The 17,423-nt window shown below is 42.7% G+C and carries 19 protein-coding genes (1 of these 19 only partly in view); 13 read left to right on the forward strand and 6 right to left on the reverse strand.

Annotated elements, in window-relative coordinates:
- Window positions 1–50: 50 nt before the first annotated feature.
- From DM09_RS04270 to ggt, 6 genes are all read left to right on the forward strand, one after another.
- Window positions 51–335: an EF-hand domain-containing protein gene (locus DM09_RS04270; protein WP_051938117.1), complete on the forward strand. Its 285-nt coding sequence runs from the start codon at window positions 51–53 to the stop codon at window positions 333–335.
- A gap of 40 nt (window positions 336–375) precedes the next feature.
- Complete coding sequence (gene gltX / locus DM09_RS04275) at window positions 376–1,758, forward strand: glutamate--tRNA ligase (protein WP_038247793.1); 1,383 nt, start codon at window positions 376–378, stop codon at window positions 1,756–1,758.
- 10 nt (window positions 1,759–1,768) lie between these two features.
- Window positions 1,769–2,710, forward strand: a complete 942-nt coding sequence (locus DM09_RS04280; RefSeq protein WP_051938118.1) for a TonB family protein — start codon at window positions 1,769–1,771, stop codon at window positions 2,708–2,710.
- A gap of 105 nt (window positions 2,711–2,815) precedes the next feature.
- Window positions 2,816–3,655: an A/G-specific adenine glycosylase gene (locus DM09_RS04285; protein WP_081881079.1), complete on the forward strand. Its 840-nt coding sequence runs from the start codon at window positions 2,816–2,818 to the stop codon at window positions 3,653–3,655.
- Between the two features lie 137 nt (window positions 3,656–3,792).
- A complete protein-coding gene (locus DM09_RS04290; RefSeq protein ID WP_038247794.1) occupies window positions 3,793–4,638 on the forward strand; it encodes a pyridoxal-phosphate dependent enzyme in 846 nt (281 codons plus the stop codon).
- 183 nt (window positions 4,639–4,821) lie between these two features.
- Window positions 4,822–6,456 (forward strand): gamma-glutamyltransferase, encoded by a 1,635-nt coding sequence (ggt, locus tag DM09_RS04300; protein WP_051938121.1) that lies wholly within the window; start codon window positions 4,822–4,824, stop codon window positions 6,454–6,456.
- A 158-nt stretch (window positions 6,457–6,614) separates the two neighbouring features.
- On the opposite strand, the gene DM09_RS04305 is transcribed toward ggt, so the two are convergent.
- Window positions 6,615–7,925 carry an adenylate/guanylate cyclase domain-containing protein gene (locus DM09_RS04305; protein ID WP_157753596.1) on the reverse strand — a complete coding sequence of 437 codons (1,311 nt, stop codon included), beginning with the start codon at window positions 7,923–7,925 and terminating at the stop codon, window positions 6,615–6,617.
- A 165-nt stretch (window positions 7,926–8,090) separates the two neighbouring features.
- Between DM09_RS04305 and htpX the strand changes: the two genes are divergently transcribed.
- Genes htpX through DM09_RS04335 form a run of 6 tightly spaced genes read left to right on the forward strand, consistent with a single transcriptional unit; the run spans window position 8,091 to window position 13,008 of the window.
- Window positions 8,091–9,008, forward strand: a complete 918-nt coding sequence (htpX, locus tag DM09_RS04310) for a protease HtpX (RefSeq protein ID WP_038247797.1) — start codon at window positions 8,091–8,093, stop codon at window positions 9,006–9,008.
- A 9-nt stretch (window positions 9,009–9,017) separates the two neighbouring features.
- A complete protein-coding gene (locus DM09_RS04315; protein WP_038247798.1) occupies window positions 9,018–9,779 on the forward strand; it encodes a competence/damage-inducible protein A in 762 nt (253 codons plus the stop codon).
- On the forward strand, window positions 9,766–10,032 hold the full coding sequence (locus tag DM09_RS04320; RefSeq protein ID WP_051938123.1) for a hypothetical protein: 267 nt from the start codon (window positions 9,766–9,768) through the stop codon (window positions 10,030–10,032). The genes DM09_RS04315 and DM09_RS04320 overlap by 14 nt, the downstream gene beginning before the upstream one ends.
- Entirely contained in the window at window positions 10,029–10,883 is an 855-nt protein-coding gene (locus DM09_RS04325; RefSeq protein WP_038247799.1) for an NAD(+)/NADH kinase, read from the forward strand. The genes DM09_RS04320 and DM09_RS04325 overlap by 4 nt, the downstream gene beginning before the upstream one ends.
- A complete protein-coding gene (locus DM09_RS04330) occupies window positions 10,880–12,538 on the forward strand; it encodes a DNA repair protein RecN (RefSeq protein WP_038247800.1) in 1,659 nt (552 codons plus the stop codon). The genes DM09_RS04325 and DM09_RS04330 overlap by 4 nt, the downstream gene beginning before the upstream one ends.
- Window positions 12,538–13,008: an N-acetyltransferase gene (locus tag DM09_RS04335; protein ID WP_038247801.1), complete on the forward strand. Its 471-nt coding sequence runs from the start codon at window positions 12,538–12,540 to the stop codon at window positions 13,006–13,008. Before DM09_RS04330 ends, DM09_RS04335 begins: the two co-directional genes overlap by 1 nt.
- A 33-nt stretch (window positions 13,009–13,041) precedes the next feature.
- Here DM09_RS04335 and queC read toward each other — a convergent pair whose 3' ends face one another.
- The 4 genes from queC to pal form a co-directional block, all read right to left on the reverse strand.
- Window positions 13,042–13,722 (reverse strand): 7-cyano-7-deazaguanine synthase QueC, encoded by a 681-nt coding sequence (queC, locus tag DM09_RS04340; RefSeq protein WP_038247802.1) that lies wholly within the window; start codon window positions 13,720–13,722, stop codon window positions 13,042–13,044.
- Window positions 13,719–14,306, reverse strand: a complete 588-nt coding sequence (locus DM09_RS04345; RefSeq protein WP_051938133.1) for a radical SAM protein — start codon at window positions 14,304–14,306, stop codon at window positions 13,719–13,721. The genes queC and DM09_RS04345 overlap by 4 nt, the downstream gene beginning before the upstream one ends.
- Window positions 14,307–14,376: 70 nt before the next feature.
- On the reverse strand, window positions 14,377–15,183 hold the full coding sequence (ybgF, locus tag DM09_RS04350) for a tol-pal system protein YbgF (RefSeq protein ID WP_038247804.1): 807 nt from the start codon (window positions 15,181–15,183) through the stop codon (window positions 14,377–14,379).
- Window positions 15,184–15,197: 14 nt separating this feature from the next.
- Window positions 15,198–15,725, reverse strand: coding sequence for a peptidoglycan-associated lipoprotein Pal (pal, locus tag DM09_RS04355; RefSeq protein ID WP_038247805.1), 528 nt, complete (start codon window positions 15,723–15,725; stop codon window positions 15,198–15,200).
- 244 nt (window positions 15,726–15,969) lie between these two features.
- Between pal and DM09_RS04360 the strand changes: the two genes are divergently transcribed.
- On the forward strand, window positions 15,970–17,208 hold the full coding sequence (locus DM09_RS04360) for a hypothetical protein (RefSeq protein ID WP_038247806.1): 1,239 nt from the start codon (window positions 15,970–15,972) through the stop codon (window positions 17,206–17,208).
- Between the two features lie 50 nt (window positions 17,209–17,258).
- Here DM09_RS04360 and tsaD read toward each other — a convergent pair whose 3' ends face one another.
- On the reverse strand, window positions 17,259–17,423 hold the final stretch of the coding sequence (gene tsaD / locus DM09_RS04365; protein WP_038247807.1) for a tRNA (adenosine(37)-N6)-threonylcarbamoyltransferase complex transferase subunit TsaD. 849 nt of this gene lie beyond the right edge of the window; the window shows 165 of its 1,014 coding nt (coding positions 850–1,014); its start codon lies beyond the right edge, outside the window; its stop codon occupies window positions 17,259–17,261.

The following is a 17,423-nucleotide window of genomic DNA, read 5'->3' on the forward strand; positions in this document are numbered from 1 at the left end:
CGACTTTTGTTAAAGGGTAAACAGTTTACCTACACGACAGAGGTGATTTTATGCGTTTTACTTTATTTTTTTTGGCTTTTATGGGTTTGATGATGCCGCAAACCGCCACATCTGAAATCTTGTCTGCGACTGACAAAATCGTTGAAAAGTTTATGGAACTCGACTTTGATGAATCCGAAGGCGTATCACTTGAAGAGTATGAAATGATGGTTTTACAACGTATGGGCGAACGTTTTTATGAAATGGACACCAATGATGACGATGAAGTGTCCGCCGAAGAATACCGTGCCTTTTGGAAAGCCAAAAAAGCGCAATACTACCGCCCACGCCGTTAATCCTGCATATTAAATTAAAAAACATCTAAGGAACACACACATGACTGTTAAAACACGTTTTGCCCCATCCCCTACAGGTATGCTACATATTGGCGGCGCACGCACTGCCCTATTCTCATGGCTTTATGCCCGCCATTTTGGTGGTGAATTTGTGCTTCGCATTGAAGATACCGATAAAGAACGCAGCACCGATGAAGCCACCCAAGTTATCCTTGATGGCATGAAATGGTTGGGTTTGGATTGGGATGGTGAACCTGTATTTCAAGGTGCGCGACAAAACAAACATATTGCGGCTGTGAATAAACTTTTGAACGAAGGCAAAGCTTATAAATGTTATTGCAGCAAAGAACGTTTAGACTGCATGCGCGAAAAACAACGCATTGAAGGCAAAAAAGCCATGTATGATGGCACTTGCCGTAATTTGACTGAAGAACAAGACACCCCATTCGTAGTTCGTTTCAAATCACCTGAAGATGGTGAAACTTGGGTCAAAGACTTGGTGCTGGGTGATGTCTGTTTTCCCAATGAAGAAATTGATGATTTAATCATTATGCGCACCGATGGCACACCCACTTATAACTTAGCAGTAGTTGTGGATGATGCCGATATGGGCATTACCCATGTAGTGCGCGGCTCAGACCATCTAAACAATACACCGCGCCAAATTCAACTCTATAACGCCCTTGGTTTGGATGTACCACAATTTGCCCATATCCCACTGATTCATGGCGCTGATGGTGCAAAAATGTCTAAACGTCATGGCTCAGTTGCGATTACTGAATACCGTGAAAAGGGTTATTTGCCACATGCAGTGAACAATTATTTGGCACGTTTGGGTTGGTCACATGGTGATGATGAAGTCTTTAGCCGTGAACAACTGATTGAATACTTTGACTTGGCACATGTAGGTGCAAGCCCATCACGCTTTGACCAAGATAAACTCGACTGGCTGAATGCCCATTGGATTAAAGCATCCAAACCTGCGGATTTGGTGGATGAAGTGAATTATTTCCTAAAGTTGGACACTTCAAATGGTCCTGCCTTGGTTGATGTGATTCCTGCCCTTCAAGAGCGAAGCAAAAACATGATTGAACTTGCCGATGGTGCACGCATGTTTTATGTCGCACCAACAGAATACCAAGAAAAAGCAGTGAAAAAGAATTTTAAAGAAGGTACTTGGGCTTTGTTGGATACATTCATTAGTAAAGCTGAATCTGAAAACTGGTCTGGCGAAGCAGCACACCAATGGATTGCTGATATTTGTGAAGCTGAAGACGTAAACATGGGTAAACTTGCGCAACCCATTCGGATTTTGATTGCAGGTGTACCTGTATCCCCACCCATTGATGTGACCTTGGGTTTACTTGGCAAAGATGAGACCTTAAAGCGCATCAAAACTGGCATCGCAGCCCTTAAAAGTTAAGCTTAGTCGCATGTACGCAGACACCGCAGTAAGAATCGTTGATTGGCGCATTGATAAGCGAAAGCTTGTCCTTGCGTTACTTGCATCACTTGCTGTGCACCTATTTTTAGCTTGGTTGATTACATTCAACAAAAATGAAGCCCCTATAAGCAAAAAGAAAACACCACCCATCATGGATGTTGTGTTGCTTGATGACAACCAAACCTCGGCAAAAACATCACCATCGAATGCCAAAACAATTTCCAATAAAAATAGTACAGGGCAACAAATCAATGCCCACGATGATAGAACAAGGGCTGCCCGTGCACCCAGTGCCGCAGTACAACATAAACCAAGGCAAAAACCTCGCCCTTTAACACCTCAACAACCGCAAACACCTGCCATTCCACAACAACAAAACAAACGTAATGCGCGTATTTTGAGCCGCGAAAGCGATGTACCTTCATTATTAACACCCCATAAAACACCTAAAACAGCCAAGAAACCAACAACTAAACCCACTCCTTACATTCCTTTAGCCAACTTGATGCCTGCCTCGGCAGCACTTACCCAATTTTCCCGCGAATTCGACCGCGAACGGCGCATGAAACAACTTTTATCCAAAGAAGCAGACATTGGTATCAATACCCGTGAAGCCAAATATGCACCTTATGCTCAGGGTTTGGTGCGGGCATTGGAAGAACAATGGCAACCTGCAGGTCAGCATATGAACCAGCTTAGCCAGAATGAACGACGCGTTTTAATGCGCGTATCAATCAACAACAATGGGGAGCTTGCTGGCATTAAAGTCGTACAACCCAGCCCCAGCCGTGCATTGAATGATAGTGCAGTCGCCGCCGTACACGCCGCAGCTCCCTTCAAACCATTACCAAGCTCTTGGGGATTGGAACGCGCCAACTTTTTCTTTGTGTTCGAAGTAGTGGAAGATCGTGCTGTATTCCGCCGTTTATAGTTGAAAACAAACATTCACAACCTGCTTCATTGGTACCAGCACAGTGCTCGTGATTTACCATGGCGACACAGTAAAGACCCCTATCACATCTGGATTTCTGAGATTATGTTACAGCAAACACAGGTCAAAACTGTATTGCCTCGTTATACCGAGTGGTTTGAAGTTTTTCCTGATATAAAAACACTGGCTGCTGCACATATCGATGATGTATTCAAACAATGGGAAGGTTTAGGTTACTACCGTCGCGCCCGATTTATCCATGAAGCAGCTCAACATATTACAAAACATTTTAATGGCGTGTTTCCTGCAAACTTTGAAGATATTTTAAGCCTAAAAGGTATTGGACGAAGCACGGCTGGTGCGATTTCTTCGTTTTGTTTTCAAACAGCAACACCTGTATTGGATGGCAATGTAAAACGTGTGCTATCAACTTGGCAAAAAGATGATTTAAACGAAAAAGCATTGTGGCAATTGGCACAAAACTATATCGACCAATGCAATCAACCTGATACATGGAACCAAGCCATGATGGAGCTGGGCGCAACCCTTTGCCAAGCTAGAAAGCGCAACTGTGAAACCTGCCCTATGACTTCCACATGCCAGTCTGCATTTACTGAGCCACTGAAAAAAACATCCACCATCAAGATGAAAGATGTATATTGGCAAGTGTTTGTACATCAACATCAACAACACGGCATTTGGCTGGAACAACGCCCGGAAAACGGCATCTGGGCAGGGCTTTGGACACCACCCATTATTGAATTAGCTGCAAAACCCAAACACAAACCAAACCTTGTTCATCAACTCACCCACCGCCGTATTCATTTGTATTTAAAGGATGAACAATCTGAACCAACAGGTCATGGTCAGTGGTTTACATCTTGGGAAGGTTTGGCTGTACCCACAGGTATTCACCGATTATTTGAGCAACGGGTTACAGATTGAACCGTAGAGTACGCAAAGTTACGCAGAGGGTTTTGCAGCGATTAAGGTGCAATAAATATTGGTGCAGCTACCACATAGTTGATTCTTTCACACCATTCTTAATCAATAAACTTTGCGTACTCTGCGGTGAATAAAAAATGCTAAGCGGCATCACACCTTTTCACTTTCCAGGGCTGAATTGCTTCGTCAAACGTGATGAATTGATTGACCCACTGCTCAGTGGTAACAAATACCGCAAGCTTTATACCCTACTACAAACACCCCCTGAAACTTATAACACTATTATTTCCTATGGTGGCACGCAATCCAATGCCATGTTATCCATTGCCGCTTTATGCCAACAGAAGGGCTGGAAGTTTGAATATTATTGCAAACCACTACCAAACAAACTCAAAACACAACCGTTGGGAAACCTGAAAATGGCATTGCATTTGGGTATACGGCTCATAGCAACCGAAGATTACAAACAAACCATTAACCAACTGCAAAGCCATGGTAAAACATTACTCATTCCTCAAGGTGGCGCTGACCCATTAGCTGAGCAAGGCATCACAGCCTTGGCAGACGAAATCAAACAATGGCAAACCCATCAAGGCGTACAAGACTTACATGTCGTCACCCCATCAGGTACAGGCACAACAGCTTTTTATCTCGCCAAACACCTGTCCGATTGCCGAGTGCTGACCACCGCGTTGGTGGGTGATAATGTATATTTACAACAGCAAATGCAATTGCTCGGCACTATGCCTAACAACCTCAAATTACTTGAACCCAAACATAAATATCGCTTTGCCAAACCCTACCCTGAATTCCTAGAAACTTACCAATCACTCAAACAAGCAGGCATTGAATTTGACCTGCTTTATGCCCCACTCATGTGGCAAACCCTGTTAAACCACAAGCAAGAAATTCAAGGCACTATATTATATGTGCATAGCGGCGGCTTATTGGGCAATGCCTCCATGTTACAGCGATATACCTGAGTCTTCATCAATCTCTACCCCCCTTTTTTCAGACTGCGCCGCAATGAAAGCACAAAAAAGAAACATACCAAACACAATATCTGTCACCCTGAGCGTAGTCGAAGGGCCTGAGATTTCTCCACTTCGGTCGAAATTACACCTTTCCTCTTGAGTTTCCACTAACATCATAGTTATATCACCCCTATGAAAACACTCATCATTATACTTATCCTAGCATGTTCACAAGCAGCCTACGCAACCACCTTACCCAAACAAAACATGGTTGCATCAGCCCACCCCCTCGCCACCCAAGCTGGCATTGATATACTCAAACAAGGTGGCAATGCCTTTGATGCCGCTGCTGCTTTGGCACTCACCATTGGCGTTGCTGAGCCAACAGGTTCTGGTATTGGTGGCGGTGGATTCTTTTTATTGTATATCGCCAAAGAAAATCGGTATGTCATGTTAGATGCCCGAGAAATGTCACCCACCTTGGCAGGCAATGGCGAAATTTATAAAATCCAATCCAGCATTAATGGTCCCCAGTCCGCAGGCGTACCTGGTTTGATTGCAGGCATAGACCGCTTAATCACAACATACGGAAACCTAGATAGAAAACGTGATGCTGAGGCTGCTATCCACATTGCTAAACATGGGTTTAAAGTGAGTAAACACTACCAACGGGTTGCCCTGTGGCGAAAAGATGTGTTAGAAACCAATGCTGCCAAAAATATTTTTCTACATCAAAGCAAAGTGCCCAATATAGGAAACCTTATTCAACAGCCTGAACTTGCCAGCACATTAGAACGATTTACCCAACATGGTGCTGATGATTTTTATCGCGGTGAAACGGCCAAACGCTTGGTTGCCGACATGAAAAAAGATGGTGGTTTGATTCGATTGGACGACCTCAAAGCATATCGTGTGATTGAACGCGAGCCTGTTCACTTCCAATACCAAGGTTTTCAGTGGATTTCAGCAGCCCTTCCTTCATCGGGTGGCATTACGCTCGCAGAAACCCTTGGTATTCTAAAAAATGATAAGCTCAATAAACTTTCAGAAGAAGCACGGACACACCTCATCATCGAAGCCATGAAACTTGCTTACAAAGACCGTAACCAATATTTGGGTGATCGTGATTTCGTAGCTATTCCTGACCTACGCAATGAAAAGCGCCTACAAAAACTGCGCACCCAAATCAGCATGAAAAGAGTAACACCATCCTCAAGCTTTACTGCCGACCCCTCAGGCAACGGCGTGGATACCACCCACTTTTCTATCATTGATAAAGAAGGCAATATGGTCGCCGCCACACTTTCGATTAACTATGGCTTTGGCTCGGGTTATGTATCCCCAAGAACGGGTATCTTGCTCAACGATGAAATGGACGACTTCGCCACCCAAGTCGGCAAACCCAATGCCTACGGTTTAGTCCAAGGCAAAGCCAATGCCGTTGCCCCGCACAAACGTATGTTATCTTCCATGAGCCCTACTTTTATCTTAGATAAACATAGAACATTTATTGTCGGCACACCTGGCGGCTCTAGAATTATCAGCATGGTATTGCTTGCAGGTTTGGAATTTATGCAGGGTGGCAGCAATGTGAGCGCATGGATAAATAAACCGCGTTTCCATCATCAATATTTACCTGATGTCGTGCAACACGAACAAGGTGCATTTACCCCCAAGCTACTTAAACAATTACAAAACAAAGGACATAAGTTCAAAGAAATCCGCAACTATGGCAATATGCATGCCATCATGTGGAACACCAAAACAGGACAAGTCATTGGTGCATCAGACAAACGGGGCGAAGGCATAACGCTCTCCACCCCGTGAATCTTATTTAAGCGGTAAATAAATATCCGTCACCAATTCATGTTCCTGAACATCGGGAAACCGTTTTATATAGTGAAAGACAATAGGACAATCACATAGCTCCTACCCACTTTGTGGCAACCAATCACAATAAAATGTATCTTGAGCAATCTTGCGAACTAAACTTTCCCCACATAGGTCACAATCGTTTCTTGTTTACCTTTAAGTTTTAAAGGCTCACTTAAAGTGAAATACTTTTGATATTGCTTGTCAAGCTGCTGATAAACCACATCACTGATAATCACCTCACCACCTTTGGCTGCACCACAAAAACGTGCGCCTGTATTGACGATATTACCAATCACTGTGTAATCACGGCGGTCATGCGTACCAATCGAACCAAGCAGGGCTTCACCATAATGCACACCCACACCCACATCAAAATTTACATCTTGGCTATCTTTGATGGCTTGTTGAATCTCTAACCCTGCTTGCACAGCATATTGCGACTTATCTTTAGGGAACATCGCCATGATTTCATCACCCACAAATTTATCAATCACACCATCATATTTATGAATAATATCAGCCTGCAACTCAAAAAGTTTATTCAAGTTTTCAACCACAACTTCAGGTTTTTCATGCTCTGAATAACTGGTGAAACCACGAATATCCGAGAAAAATATGACAATATCTTGTATTTCACCCTTAAACAACTCTGTTTCTTCTGTAACCGAGTTATAAATTGCTTCTGTGGTTGACTTGGATAAGTATTTTTCCATGTGTTCACGCACTTTAATCAGCAAGCAAGTATTCATTGTAATCACTTTATCAGCCTTAAACACAATCCAAAACAGCATGATATTAAACAGCAGAAAAATTAAAGTCGGAATAACCAAGGCCTCCTTCAATGCCTCATACACCATATCTTCAAAGCGGGTCACATCTTCATAAATTTCCATCACGCCGACCACTTGCTTTGTATCCAAATCAAATGCAGGAATATATACTTCTATAAAACGCTTGCCGTCCTCCTCCTCCTGCTTAGAAAAAGTTTTACCTTGAAGCGCTAACTGAAAACCCTCACCACCAATATCATCATACAAGTCACCCTCATTTGTTTGATTCTCATAGTCATATAGAATCACGCCTTTTCGATTAAACACATTGACTTTAGCAAAACCAAAATCAGTCGTAATCAGTTCTTCCATTTTATCTCTAAGCTTGTGTCTTACGTCATCCGACTTAATAGTTTCAAAACTAGAATGGTTTTCTTCCAATACATCGCGGTACACATCACGATAAAAGGTGCTCCCTTTTTCAACCAAGTTCTTAATATATTGCTGATGCAGGGCATGACGTTCGGCATGGATAAAGAATGAAAACAACATGGCATAAAAAACAATACCACCAATACCCGCATATAAAATGTAATACCTTTTCAGTGGAAAAGGTTTGTTATTCATCACTGCCTTATTCGGATTGCTCAAAATCATTCACCTGTTTTAATCTAGATTTAACACCTATAACCGTAGCAAGCCACGTATTGATGTGAAATGGTTATAGTCATAGTTTGCATGGGCTTGAATTCCCAGTATGCAAACCATACATTACTACACATTAAGAAATTATAAAATTAAAAAGGAGTTTCACACATGAAGTCATTTAAAGGCATAGCCTTATTGGTGATTACCAACATTCTTATCATGGTCACCTTGGCAATCAGCGCCAATATTTTGGTGTATTTTATCTTGCCCATGTTCGGTATCGATGTCCGTGGAAGTTTTGAAGCTCGTCAATTGATGTTTGCTGCTGTTTTTGGTTTTGGTGGTGCATTTATTTCACTATGGATGTCCAAATGGTTTGCCAAACGTGGCTATAAAATGCAACAAGTAACCAACCCAACAACCCCCAAAGAAAAACTAGTCTACAATACTGTAAAAGCATTGGCAGAGCGCGAAGGCATTAAAATGCCTGAAGTTTGGGTATATTGGGATGATGTGCCCAATGCCTTTGCCACTGGCCCTAGCCGTAATAATTCCATGGTGGCTGTTTCCTCTGGTTTAGCAACCAGTCTAAGTGATGCAGAACTTAAAGCTGTGTTGGCGCATGAAGTTGGACATATTGCCAATGGCGATATGGTTGCCACCACATTATTACAAGGGCTGATGAACACCATGGTATATTTTGCAGCCAGCATTATTGCACGTTTTGTTGCCAATGCTGTAGCGCGTGATGGTGAGCCAAGTCATATGGTGTATTTCATTGTGGATATCGTGTTACAAATTATGTTATCCATTCTTGCATCTATTGTTATTTTTGCCTTTTCACGTAAACGTGAGTTCAAAGCTGATGCCTATGCCGCTGATGCTTTAGGTGCAGATGCCATGATTAGTGCATTGCAAAAAATTGATGCTTTATCCCGTCAATCTGTGGAATGGCAACAACGCGAAGCACGTGAAGATGCACTTGCAACCATGAAAATTTATGGCGCACATGGTGGCATGAAAGGTTTGTTTGCAACGCACCCAACCATTGAAGATCGTATTGCAGCATTACGTAACCGCCGCTAGGCTTTAGGCATGCCTCATGCCGAACACAATACAACCTCGTTTCAATCCGTTGCCATTCTTATTATTGGCAACGAAGTATTATCAGGGCTCACACGCGAAGCTAACGCTTGGTTTGCAGCTAAAACATTATTTGATGTAGGCTGCAAACTAAGCGAAGTTGCTATTGTTCCTGATATTCAAGAAACCATTATCAACACCTTACAACGCCTACATCAACAATATGATGCAGTCATCACCAGTGGCGGTATTGGCCCCACCCATGATGACATTACCATGCAAAGTGTCGCCGATGCTTTTGATGTGCCATTGCTTGAACATGCAGAAACCATCCAATTGATGACAAACTTCTATGGTGAAGACGCGCTCACTGAAGGTCGCCGCCGCATGGCGCGTTTACCGCAAGGTGCAAAACCTATCATCTGTGAACAATCGATATGCCCTGGTGCATTGATTCAAAATGTTTATGTCTTTGCAGGCATACCCCATATTTTCGCCTCACAATTGGAATCCGTATTAACCCACTTCACCACAGGTAAAACATTTATACGCCAAGAAATTGAAGTTAGCCTGCCTGAAAGTAGCTTTGCGCGAGAACTTGGTAAAATTCAAAGCAGTAATCCTGATATTGAAATCGGTTCATACCCTGGTCGGTGTGGCAAACAACCAACAGGAAAAATATGCATTAGCGGGATTGACAAAAAAAGAATAGCAAGCGTAAGAAATCAAATTGAACACATGTTAAAGGACAAAAAAAACCATGAAAATCAGTAAACGTGATACCGTATTTATTGTGATTGTAGCCATTGTCATCACCTTTCTCACCTTGGGTGCCAAAGAGCGAACCACCAAAGCTGTCCCTGATGATGTTATGCACGATAACGTAACATCACGCGAGCAATGCATGACATGCCACGGTGTAGATGGCGTAAAACCTCAACCACTAGGACACCCCAAAGCAAACCAATGTTTCCAATGCCACAAACAACCTGACCACTGGGTTGGCGGCGTAGTGACAACGAAATGAAACGTATTGGCATTGTTGCCAAACGACATGATGACTTTGCACTAAAAACAGCGTGCGAACTAAGCACGTGGTTACAAAAAAAAGAACTGCACGTGTTTGTTACCCCGCAAATTGCCAATCACAGTGATGCACAAAGTGTTCCACTTGTGGATATGCCAAAACATGTTGAGCTCATGGTTGTACTCGGTGGTGATGGCACCTTACTACAAACTGGGCGCTGTTTTGTCGGCTCAGGTGTACCTATTCTTGGTATCAACCTTGGTCGCTTGGGTTTTTTAACCGACACACCTTTAAGCAATATGTTTGATGTCATGGATGAAGTCTTGGCAGGTCAGTTTAAAGTAAAAAAACACTTTGCTTTACAAGTTGATGTCATCCGTGATGGAAGCACCCTGAGCTCAGGGCTGGCGATGAATGATGTAGTCTTACAACGCAACGACCACCCACGCATGATTGAGTTTGAAATGTATGCCCGCAAGCAGTTTGTTTTTCGTTTACGCGCCGACGGTTTGGTTTTGGCAACGCCAGCAGGCTCAACAGCTTATGCATTATCCGCAGGTGGTGCGATTGTTCACCCTGAAATTGAAGCCATTAGCGTGGTTCCCATTTGTCCACATACCGTATCCAATCGACCGATTATTTTACCGTCTTATGATGAAATTAAACTGAACCTCATTGATAGCCCAGCACCAGCCGCCCTCAACTTGGATGGGCAAGTCCACTCCACCTTAAACTTAGGTGATCAAGTATGTATCAAACGCACAGGTGATATCACACTGGTTTATTTGGAACATTGGCATTATTTTGAGGTATTACGCAACAAATTGGGTTGGGCGGGGCAACAATCATGATTGTTTCACTGCATGTACGCCAGTTTGCACTTTTTGAACGCATCGAACTCGAGCTGAATAAAGGTATGACTGTATTTACAGGCGAAACAGGTGCTGGAAAATCAATTCTGGTGGATGCTTTGGGTGCAGTATTTGGCGCACGTGCCAATGCGGACTGGGTGCGCCACGGTGCAGAAAAAGCTGAGGTCATTGCTGAAATTGACTCCCAAGATACGCGTCTACTTCAGCTACTCAAAGAACAAGATATTGATGCCGATGATGGCATTATCATTCGCCGTGTCATCACTGCTGAAGGTCGCTCAAAGGCATGGGTGAATGGCATACCTACTGCTGCTGGTGTATTAAAACAAATCGGTACCATTTGCTTTGATTTACATGGGCAACATGAGCACCAAACCCTGATGCAACCTGAGTTCCAACAACAGATTATTGATGCACGCGTTGAACCGACAGTAAAACAGGCAGTGCAAAAGGCATATACACAGCTCTCTGAAATCAATAAACGACTACGCGACTTGCATGGCAATCGTGATAATGCACTTGAAAAAGAAACATGGATGCGCGAAGAAAGTGAACGTTTATTAGCATTAGATATTGAAGATGGTTTAGAAGACAAACTAGAAACCGAATGTGAAGCAGGGCGCAACATTGAACAAGTACAACAGGCTGCAGCAACCGCCCTTAATTTATTTGATGAACAAGAAGTAACTGTACGTAACCTGTTGGGTGAAATCATTCACCAAGTTGAATCCATTGCAGAGCATCACCCTAGTTTACAAGAAGCCTATGCTTTACTCACGCAAATGGATGCGCTTGCCAGCGAAGTATCACCCTATTTACAAGAGGTTTTGGACAGCCACGTTGATGCCATAAGTTTACAGCAAGCCGAAGATAGACTTGCCGACTTAAGAGCTGCCAAACGCAGGCATGATACCGATGAGAATGGGCTCTTAATACTCGTCAACCAGTGGCAAGAAGCTCTGAGCGCCTTGGATACAGCATCTTGGGATGAAGAAGCCCTACTTGCTCAACAAAAAACACTGGAAACAGCTTATCAAGAAGCAGCAAAAGCACTTCACCAAGCTCGTATTCAGGCAGCAGACAAACTTGTTCAAAACCTGCGCCCTTTTTTAAATCAATTGGGGCTTAAAAATATGCAGTTATCTGCAAGCATTGAACCACGTAGTGATAAAAACACATGGAAAACCGATGGTTGGGATGATATTCAATTGCTTGCCGCTGCAAATATTGGCGAACCATTCAAAAGCTTGGCAGATACAGCATCGGGTGGCGAGTTAAGCCGTTTAGTTTTAGCCCTCAAAGGCTGTGGAGCATTAGAAAATGAGCCTGACACCGCTATTTTTGATGAAGTCGATGTCGGTATTGGTGGTGAAACAGGCTGGTGTGTAGGTGAATTGCTGCGTAATATGGGTAGCGAGCGCCAAGTATTGGTTGTATCACATTTACCGCAAGTTGCTGCATGTGCCCACCATCAGGTTGCCATTGAAAAATCTGTGAAAGACAACCGCACACGTACCAATTTAACATTACTTACAAACGAACAACGTACATCCGAAATTGCACGTATGTTGGGTGGTGTGAATGATGAAAGCCTTAGCCATGCCGCAACCATGCTTAAACGCGGGCAAACTTGATGCGAAGCCCAACAATTGAAGTGCGCCCTGCACAAGCCCAAGATGTTGAACAAATTTATGCTTTAATGCTGCCTTTCATGCACGATAAAACACTGATTAGCCGTGACTTAGATGATATTTTCGAACATTTGCAAGAGTTTGTCGTAGCGGTTAAAGATGAGGTGGTATTGGGCGTTTCTGCACTGCATGTTTATGACTCAGATTTGGCTGAAATCCGTTCGTTAGTGGTCTCGCCCAAGGCACAACGTATGTCCATTGGTCACCAGTTGGTCAAAACATGTGAAGCCATGAGCCGCAAATTGGGCATTACCCGAGTATTTGCCTTAACTTATATCGATAAATTCTTTCTATCTCAAGGTTATACCGTGGTCGCCAAAGAAAGTTTACCGCATAAAATTTGGACAGTTTGTGTGCATTGCCCCAAATTTAGCCATTGTGATGAAATCGCGGTGGTTAAAACATTAACCTAAAGAGATGCTTATTTATTGGTATTCTGCCAAAAGTCAGTGCTTCCCTAACAGCGGGTCTCTTTTCCCCAATGCAGCAAAACCTTGGTTTCTAAAATGACATGAATCGCAATGTCCGCAAGGGCTACCATCTTCTTTAGGGTCATAACATGAGCGGGTCATGGCATAATCTACCCCCAAGGCTAAACCCATTTGAATAATTTCTGACTTATCCAAATGTAATAAGGGAGCAACTACTTCAAAATCAGCGCCTTCTACCCCTGCTTTGGTACCTAAAGCAACCGTTTTCGCAAATGAATCAAGAAATTCAGGTCTACAATCAGGGTAACCTGAATAATCCACCACATTTGCACCTATCACCAATTTGTTTGCACCTACAGTTTCAGCAAATGCCGAAGCAAGCGACAGGAAAATAAGGTTACGTGCAGGCACATAAGTCGAGGGTATGCTTTGGCTTTCAACTTGATCTTTAGGTACATCCATTTCACTGGTTAAGGCTGAGCCCCCAATCGCATGTAAATCCACAGCAATCACCTGATGTTTTTTCACTGCAAAAGCTTTTGCAATATCTGCCGATGCTTGCAGTTCAATGTGATGCCGCTGCCCATAATCAAAAGCGATGCTATAACATTCCCAACCCTGCTTCTGTGTTGCCCATGCCAATGCCGTAGCTGAATCCAATCCGCCTGATAATAATACCACAGCTTTCCCTGTCATACGCCTGTTGCCTCCGCATCCCAAATATATTTATGGAGCTGCAATTGCAATCGCACTGGCAAGTTGTCTTCAACAATCCATGCAGCCAAGTCTTTAGGCTCAAGCGAACCCCAAGTGCACGACATTAATACTGTGCATTGCTTTGCCAAGTCATAAGTCGCCATTATATCTTTTGCCCATACATAATCTTCTCGATTTGTGAGCACAAACTTAATTTCTGTATTCTCTCGTAAATGTTGCATATTTTGCCAACGGTTACGTTTCACCTCACCACTTCCAGGTGTTTTTATATCCAAAATAATTGCCACCTGTTCAGGAACTTTGGATATATCATGAGCACCCGCAGTCTCCAATTGCACATGTTTATACACGGGAAGCAACGCTTCTAACAATGCAATACAATACTTTTGTGCCATCGGTTCCCCTCCTGTAACAAGGGCAATGGGTGTTAAAGGCTGAGGTAAATCTTTCAAAATAGTGTCTAAGTTTATGTTTTGCCCTGAATCTAAAGGAATCGCTTGGGGCGTATCACAGTACACACAGCGCAAGGGGCATCCCGCAAGGCGAATGAAAGTACATGGCATACCCGCCAATGTACTTTCTCCTTGTACACTTTGATAAATTTCATGGATGCGAAGTGATTTCGCAAGTGGACTATTTATTTTTCACTCCACTTTTCTTAGCTAAATTATCCAGTTGAATACGCGCTCTTTCTGCTGAACGGCTATCAGGATGTTCTTTAATCACACGCTCCAATGCAGAACGTGCATTTTTGGGTTGATGAAGTGTTATGTATACCGATGCCAACTTCAATAATGCCGCAGCATGTTTTGGACTCTTTTTATACTTATTTGCAACAAGCTTAAAAGCATCAACCGCCTCTTTATCCCTATGTTGCGCAATTAAACTTTCACCCAACCAGTAATAAGCTTGGTCAGTATATATACCTTCAGGATGTGCTTGAATTACAGCACTAAAACCATAAGACGATTCATCATAACGCCCACTCTTTAATGCCAAATAAGCTGCTGTGTAAGCATTTTTTTCTGCCAAGGCTGCAGCATTGGCTTCAACAGGTTTCACCACTGCTGGATTAAGCTTAGCTGACAATTTATCTAACTTATCATTCAGTATTTTGGATTGTTTTTTAACTGCTTTCTTTTTCTTCGCTTGCTTTTTGGCATGTTCTTTTTTTGCCAACGTTGCTTCCAATGCTCGAATTTTACTATCTTGCTTCGCCTGCTCTGTTTCCAAATAAATCACACGTTGATCCAAAAGCTCAACGTTTTGTTTGAGCTTAGCATTATTGGTATGTGCATCTTGTAAAGACTGTATCACCAAATCTTTATCCGCCAACCATGCATCAGGTTGTTTATCAACCATACACCCTGTCAACAACACCAACAACAAAGCCACCGACAAAATCGGTGGCTTTAATCTAATAAGAAACAAAAGCTTCATCTTAAACCTTAAAATTAACGGTTAACAATATCACCGTGACGATTTTGTGCCCAACAAGCTTCACCAGACCGTGTGCATACAGGGCGTTCTTCACCAAATGAAACTGTATCAATGCGCATAGGGCTTACACCATTCGCAACCAACTCAGCTTTCACAGCTTTCGCACGTTCTTCACCTAGTGCCAAGTTATATTCACGGCTACCGCGCTCATCACAATTGCCTTCAACTGTAACCTTCACATCTTTGTTCGCTTTCAGCCAAGCTGCATATTCTGCCAACACAGTTTTTCCAGAACTATTTACTTCAGCACTATTAAAAGCAAAATAAACAGAATTTGTTGCAGGTTTTGCAACCAAGTTTCCTGCTGATTGTGTGCTACTTGAACCATTTGCACCATTCATATCCGAAGACATTTCGCTGCTAGACTTGCCAGCATGCCCGTCCATAGTCACATCATCTTTTTTTCCACCACAGCCTGCAAATACCAAACTTGCTGCTGCAACAGCCACCAACGCCATTCTTGAATAATGTTTTGAAATCATGTTATCCCCTCTACTTATTAATAATACTGAGTCTGCTCAAATCTATATCTGTGTCAAATTGAACAACAAAACAGCCTCACTGTCCAGCACTTATCACTAAGTAATCCATTTGCGCACACTATATACATACCTTTTAGACACTTTTGTGACATCTGTCATGTTTTCTTAAAATTTGTCCGCTAAGTTTCACCATTCAAAAATAATATTCAGTTTAAATTACAATACATTTAAAGGAGAAATATCCATGTTAAGGACAACACATATACTGACAACTGGTGTTTTACTATCTAGCACTCTGTTTGCAACAGTTACCACTGCAAAACCATATTACCCTGCAGCTGCACCTGCAACCTACCATGTAGGAGGCACATTAGTTGGCGTGAATATGATTTCATGTTCAACCTGCCACTCAAGCTCCCCCGCAACTGAAAACAATGTCACAACTTCATTTGGTGTTGCTTTTGGACAACGTTCTAATGATGACTTAGCAGGTTCACTACTTAATGCTTACAATAGCTTGGCACCTTTAGATTCCGATGGCGATGGTTTTAGCAATCAGCAAGAAGCTTTTGCAGGTTCATTACTTAACTATAAAACATCCACTCCCGCGTTAATAACACCTGATCAAACAGCCACTGGCATTACAGCCAAAGCGGTCACGGGCGGTCCCGTAAGCACTCTTTCTTTACAAGCAGGTACACCAGTGATCGCATTAGGCGGCACCGTTGATTTTATATCACCATACAACTCTATAGCCCCTGCACTTAGCACCACAGAGTTTATGTTTAAAGATGGTGGTGCTCAAGCTGACGCTGTTATCACCTTCTACGACAACACAGGCACTGTTATTCCTCAGTTGCCTGCAAATAGTGCAGATAGTGGTTTCATTGCTAACATTTCAAATGGTAGCGTAAATATCACAATTAATGATGAGGGTGTTTTTGACCTATACAGCACCGCAGTTTTTCAACAAGAAGCTATAACTAAATACACCAATAGCCCTATCTCCATCGGTGGTGCTACAAATGTACCCGTAACTGCTACCGTTGATCCTTACGCAAAAGTAAGTCCACTGGCAATCATTGAACCTTATGCGCAAATTGATGCTTATGCTGTTGTTGATGATTATGCCGTTATTGGGGCTTATGCTCAAATTGGAGCTTATGCATATATTGGAAATGTTGATATTTACACAGGTATTGATATTTATACTAATGTTATTGTTGATACTTATGCTTCAGTAGACACATATGTTACAGTGCCAACACGTATTACAGCTAAAGATGGTACTGGTTACGTTGCTGGCAAATTCTCGGTAACAACAACCCCTCCAACCCCGTTGATTTTAGGAGCAGCTGCAGCCACTGGTGACTCAGGAACAGCGGGAGGTCTACATTGCATGACTACAGGCTTGGGCACACAAGGTTTGATGTTCCTTGGTTTGCTAGGTACTGTATTTCTAGTACGACGTAAGCTAAATTAAGCACGTAACACAATATTACAAAAGGCTACTGTATTTCTACAGTAGCCTTTTTATGTTAGGTCTGTTAATTTCCATCGTGGATTGGCATCCCAATCATTTGTTATTTTATCATTTTGTTGAAAGCGCAAGGCACCCGCATAAGCAATCATTGCAGCATTATCAGTACAGTATGCCAAATCAGGTACAAAAACATTGATATCTTGCGCCTTAGATGC

Source organism: Ghiorsea bivora (assembly GCF_000744415.1).
Lineage (GTDB): Bacteria > Pseudomonadota > Zetaproteobacteria > Mariprofundales > Mariprofundaceae > Ghiorsea > Ghiorsea bivora.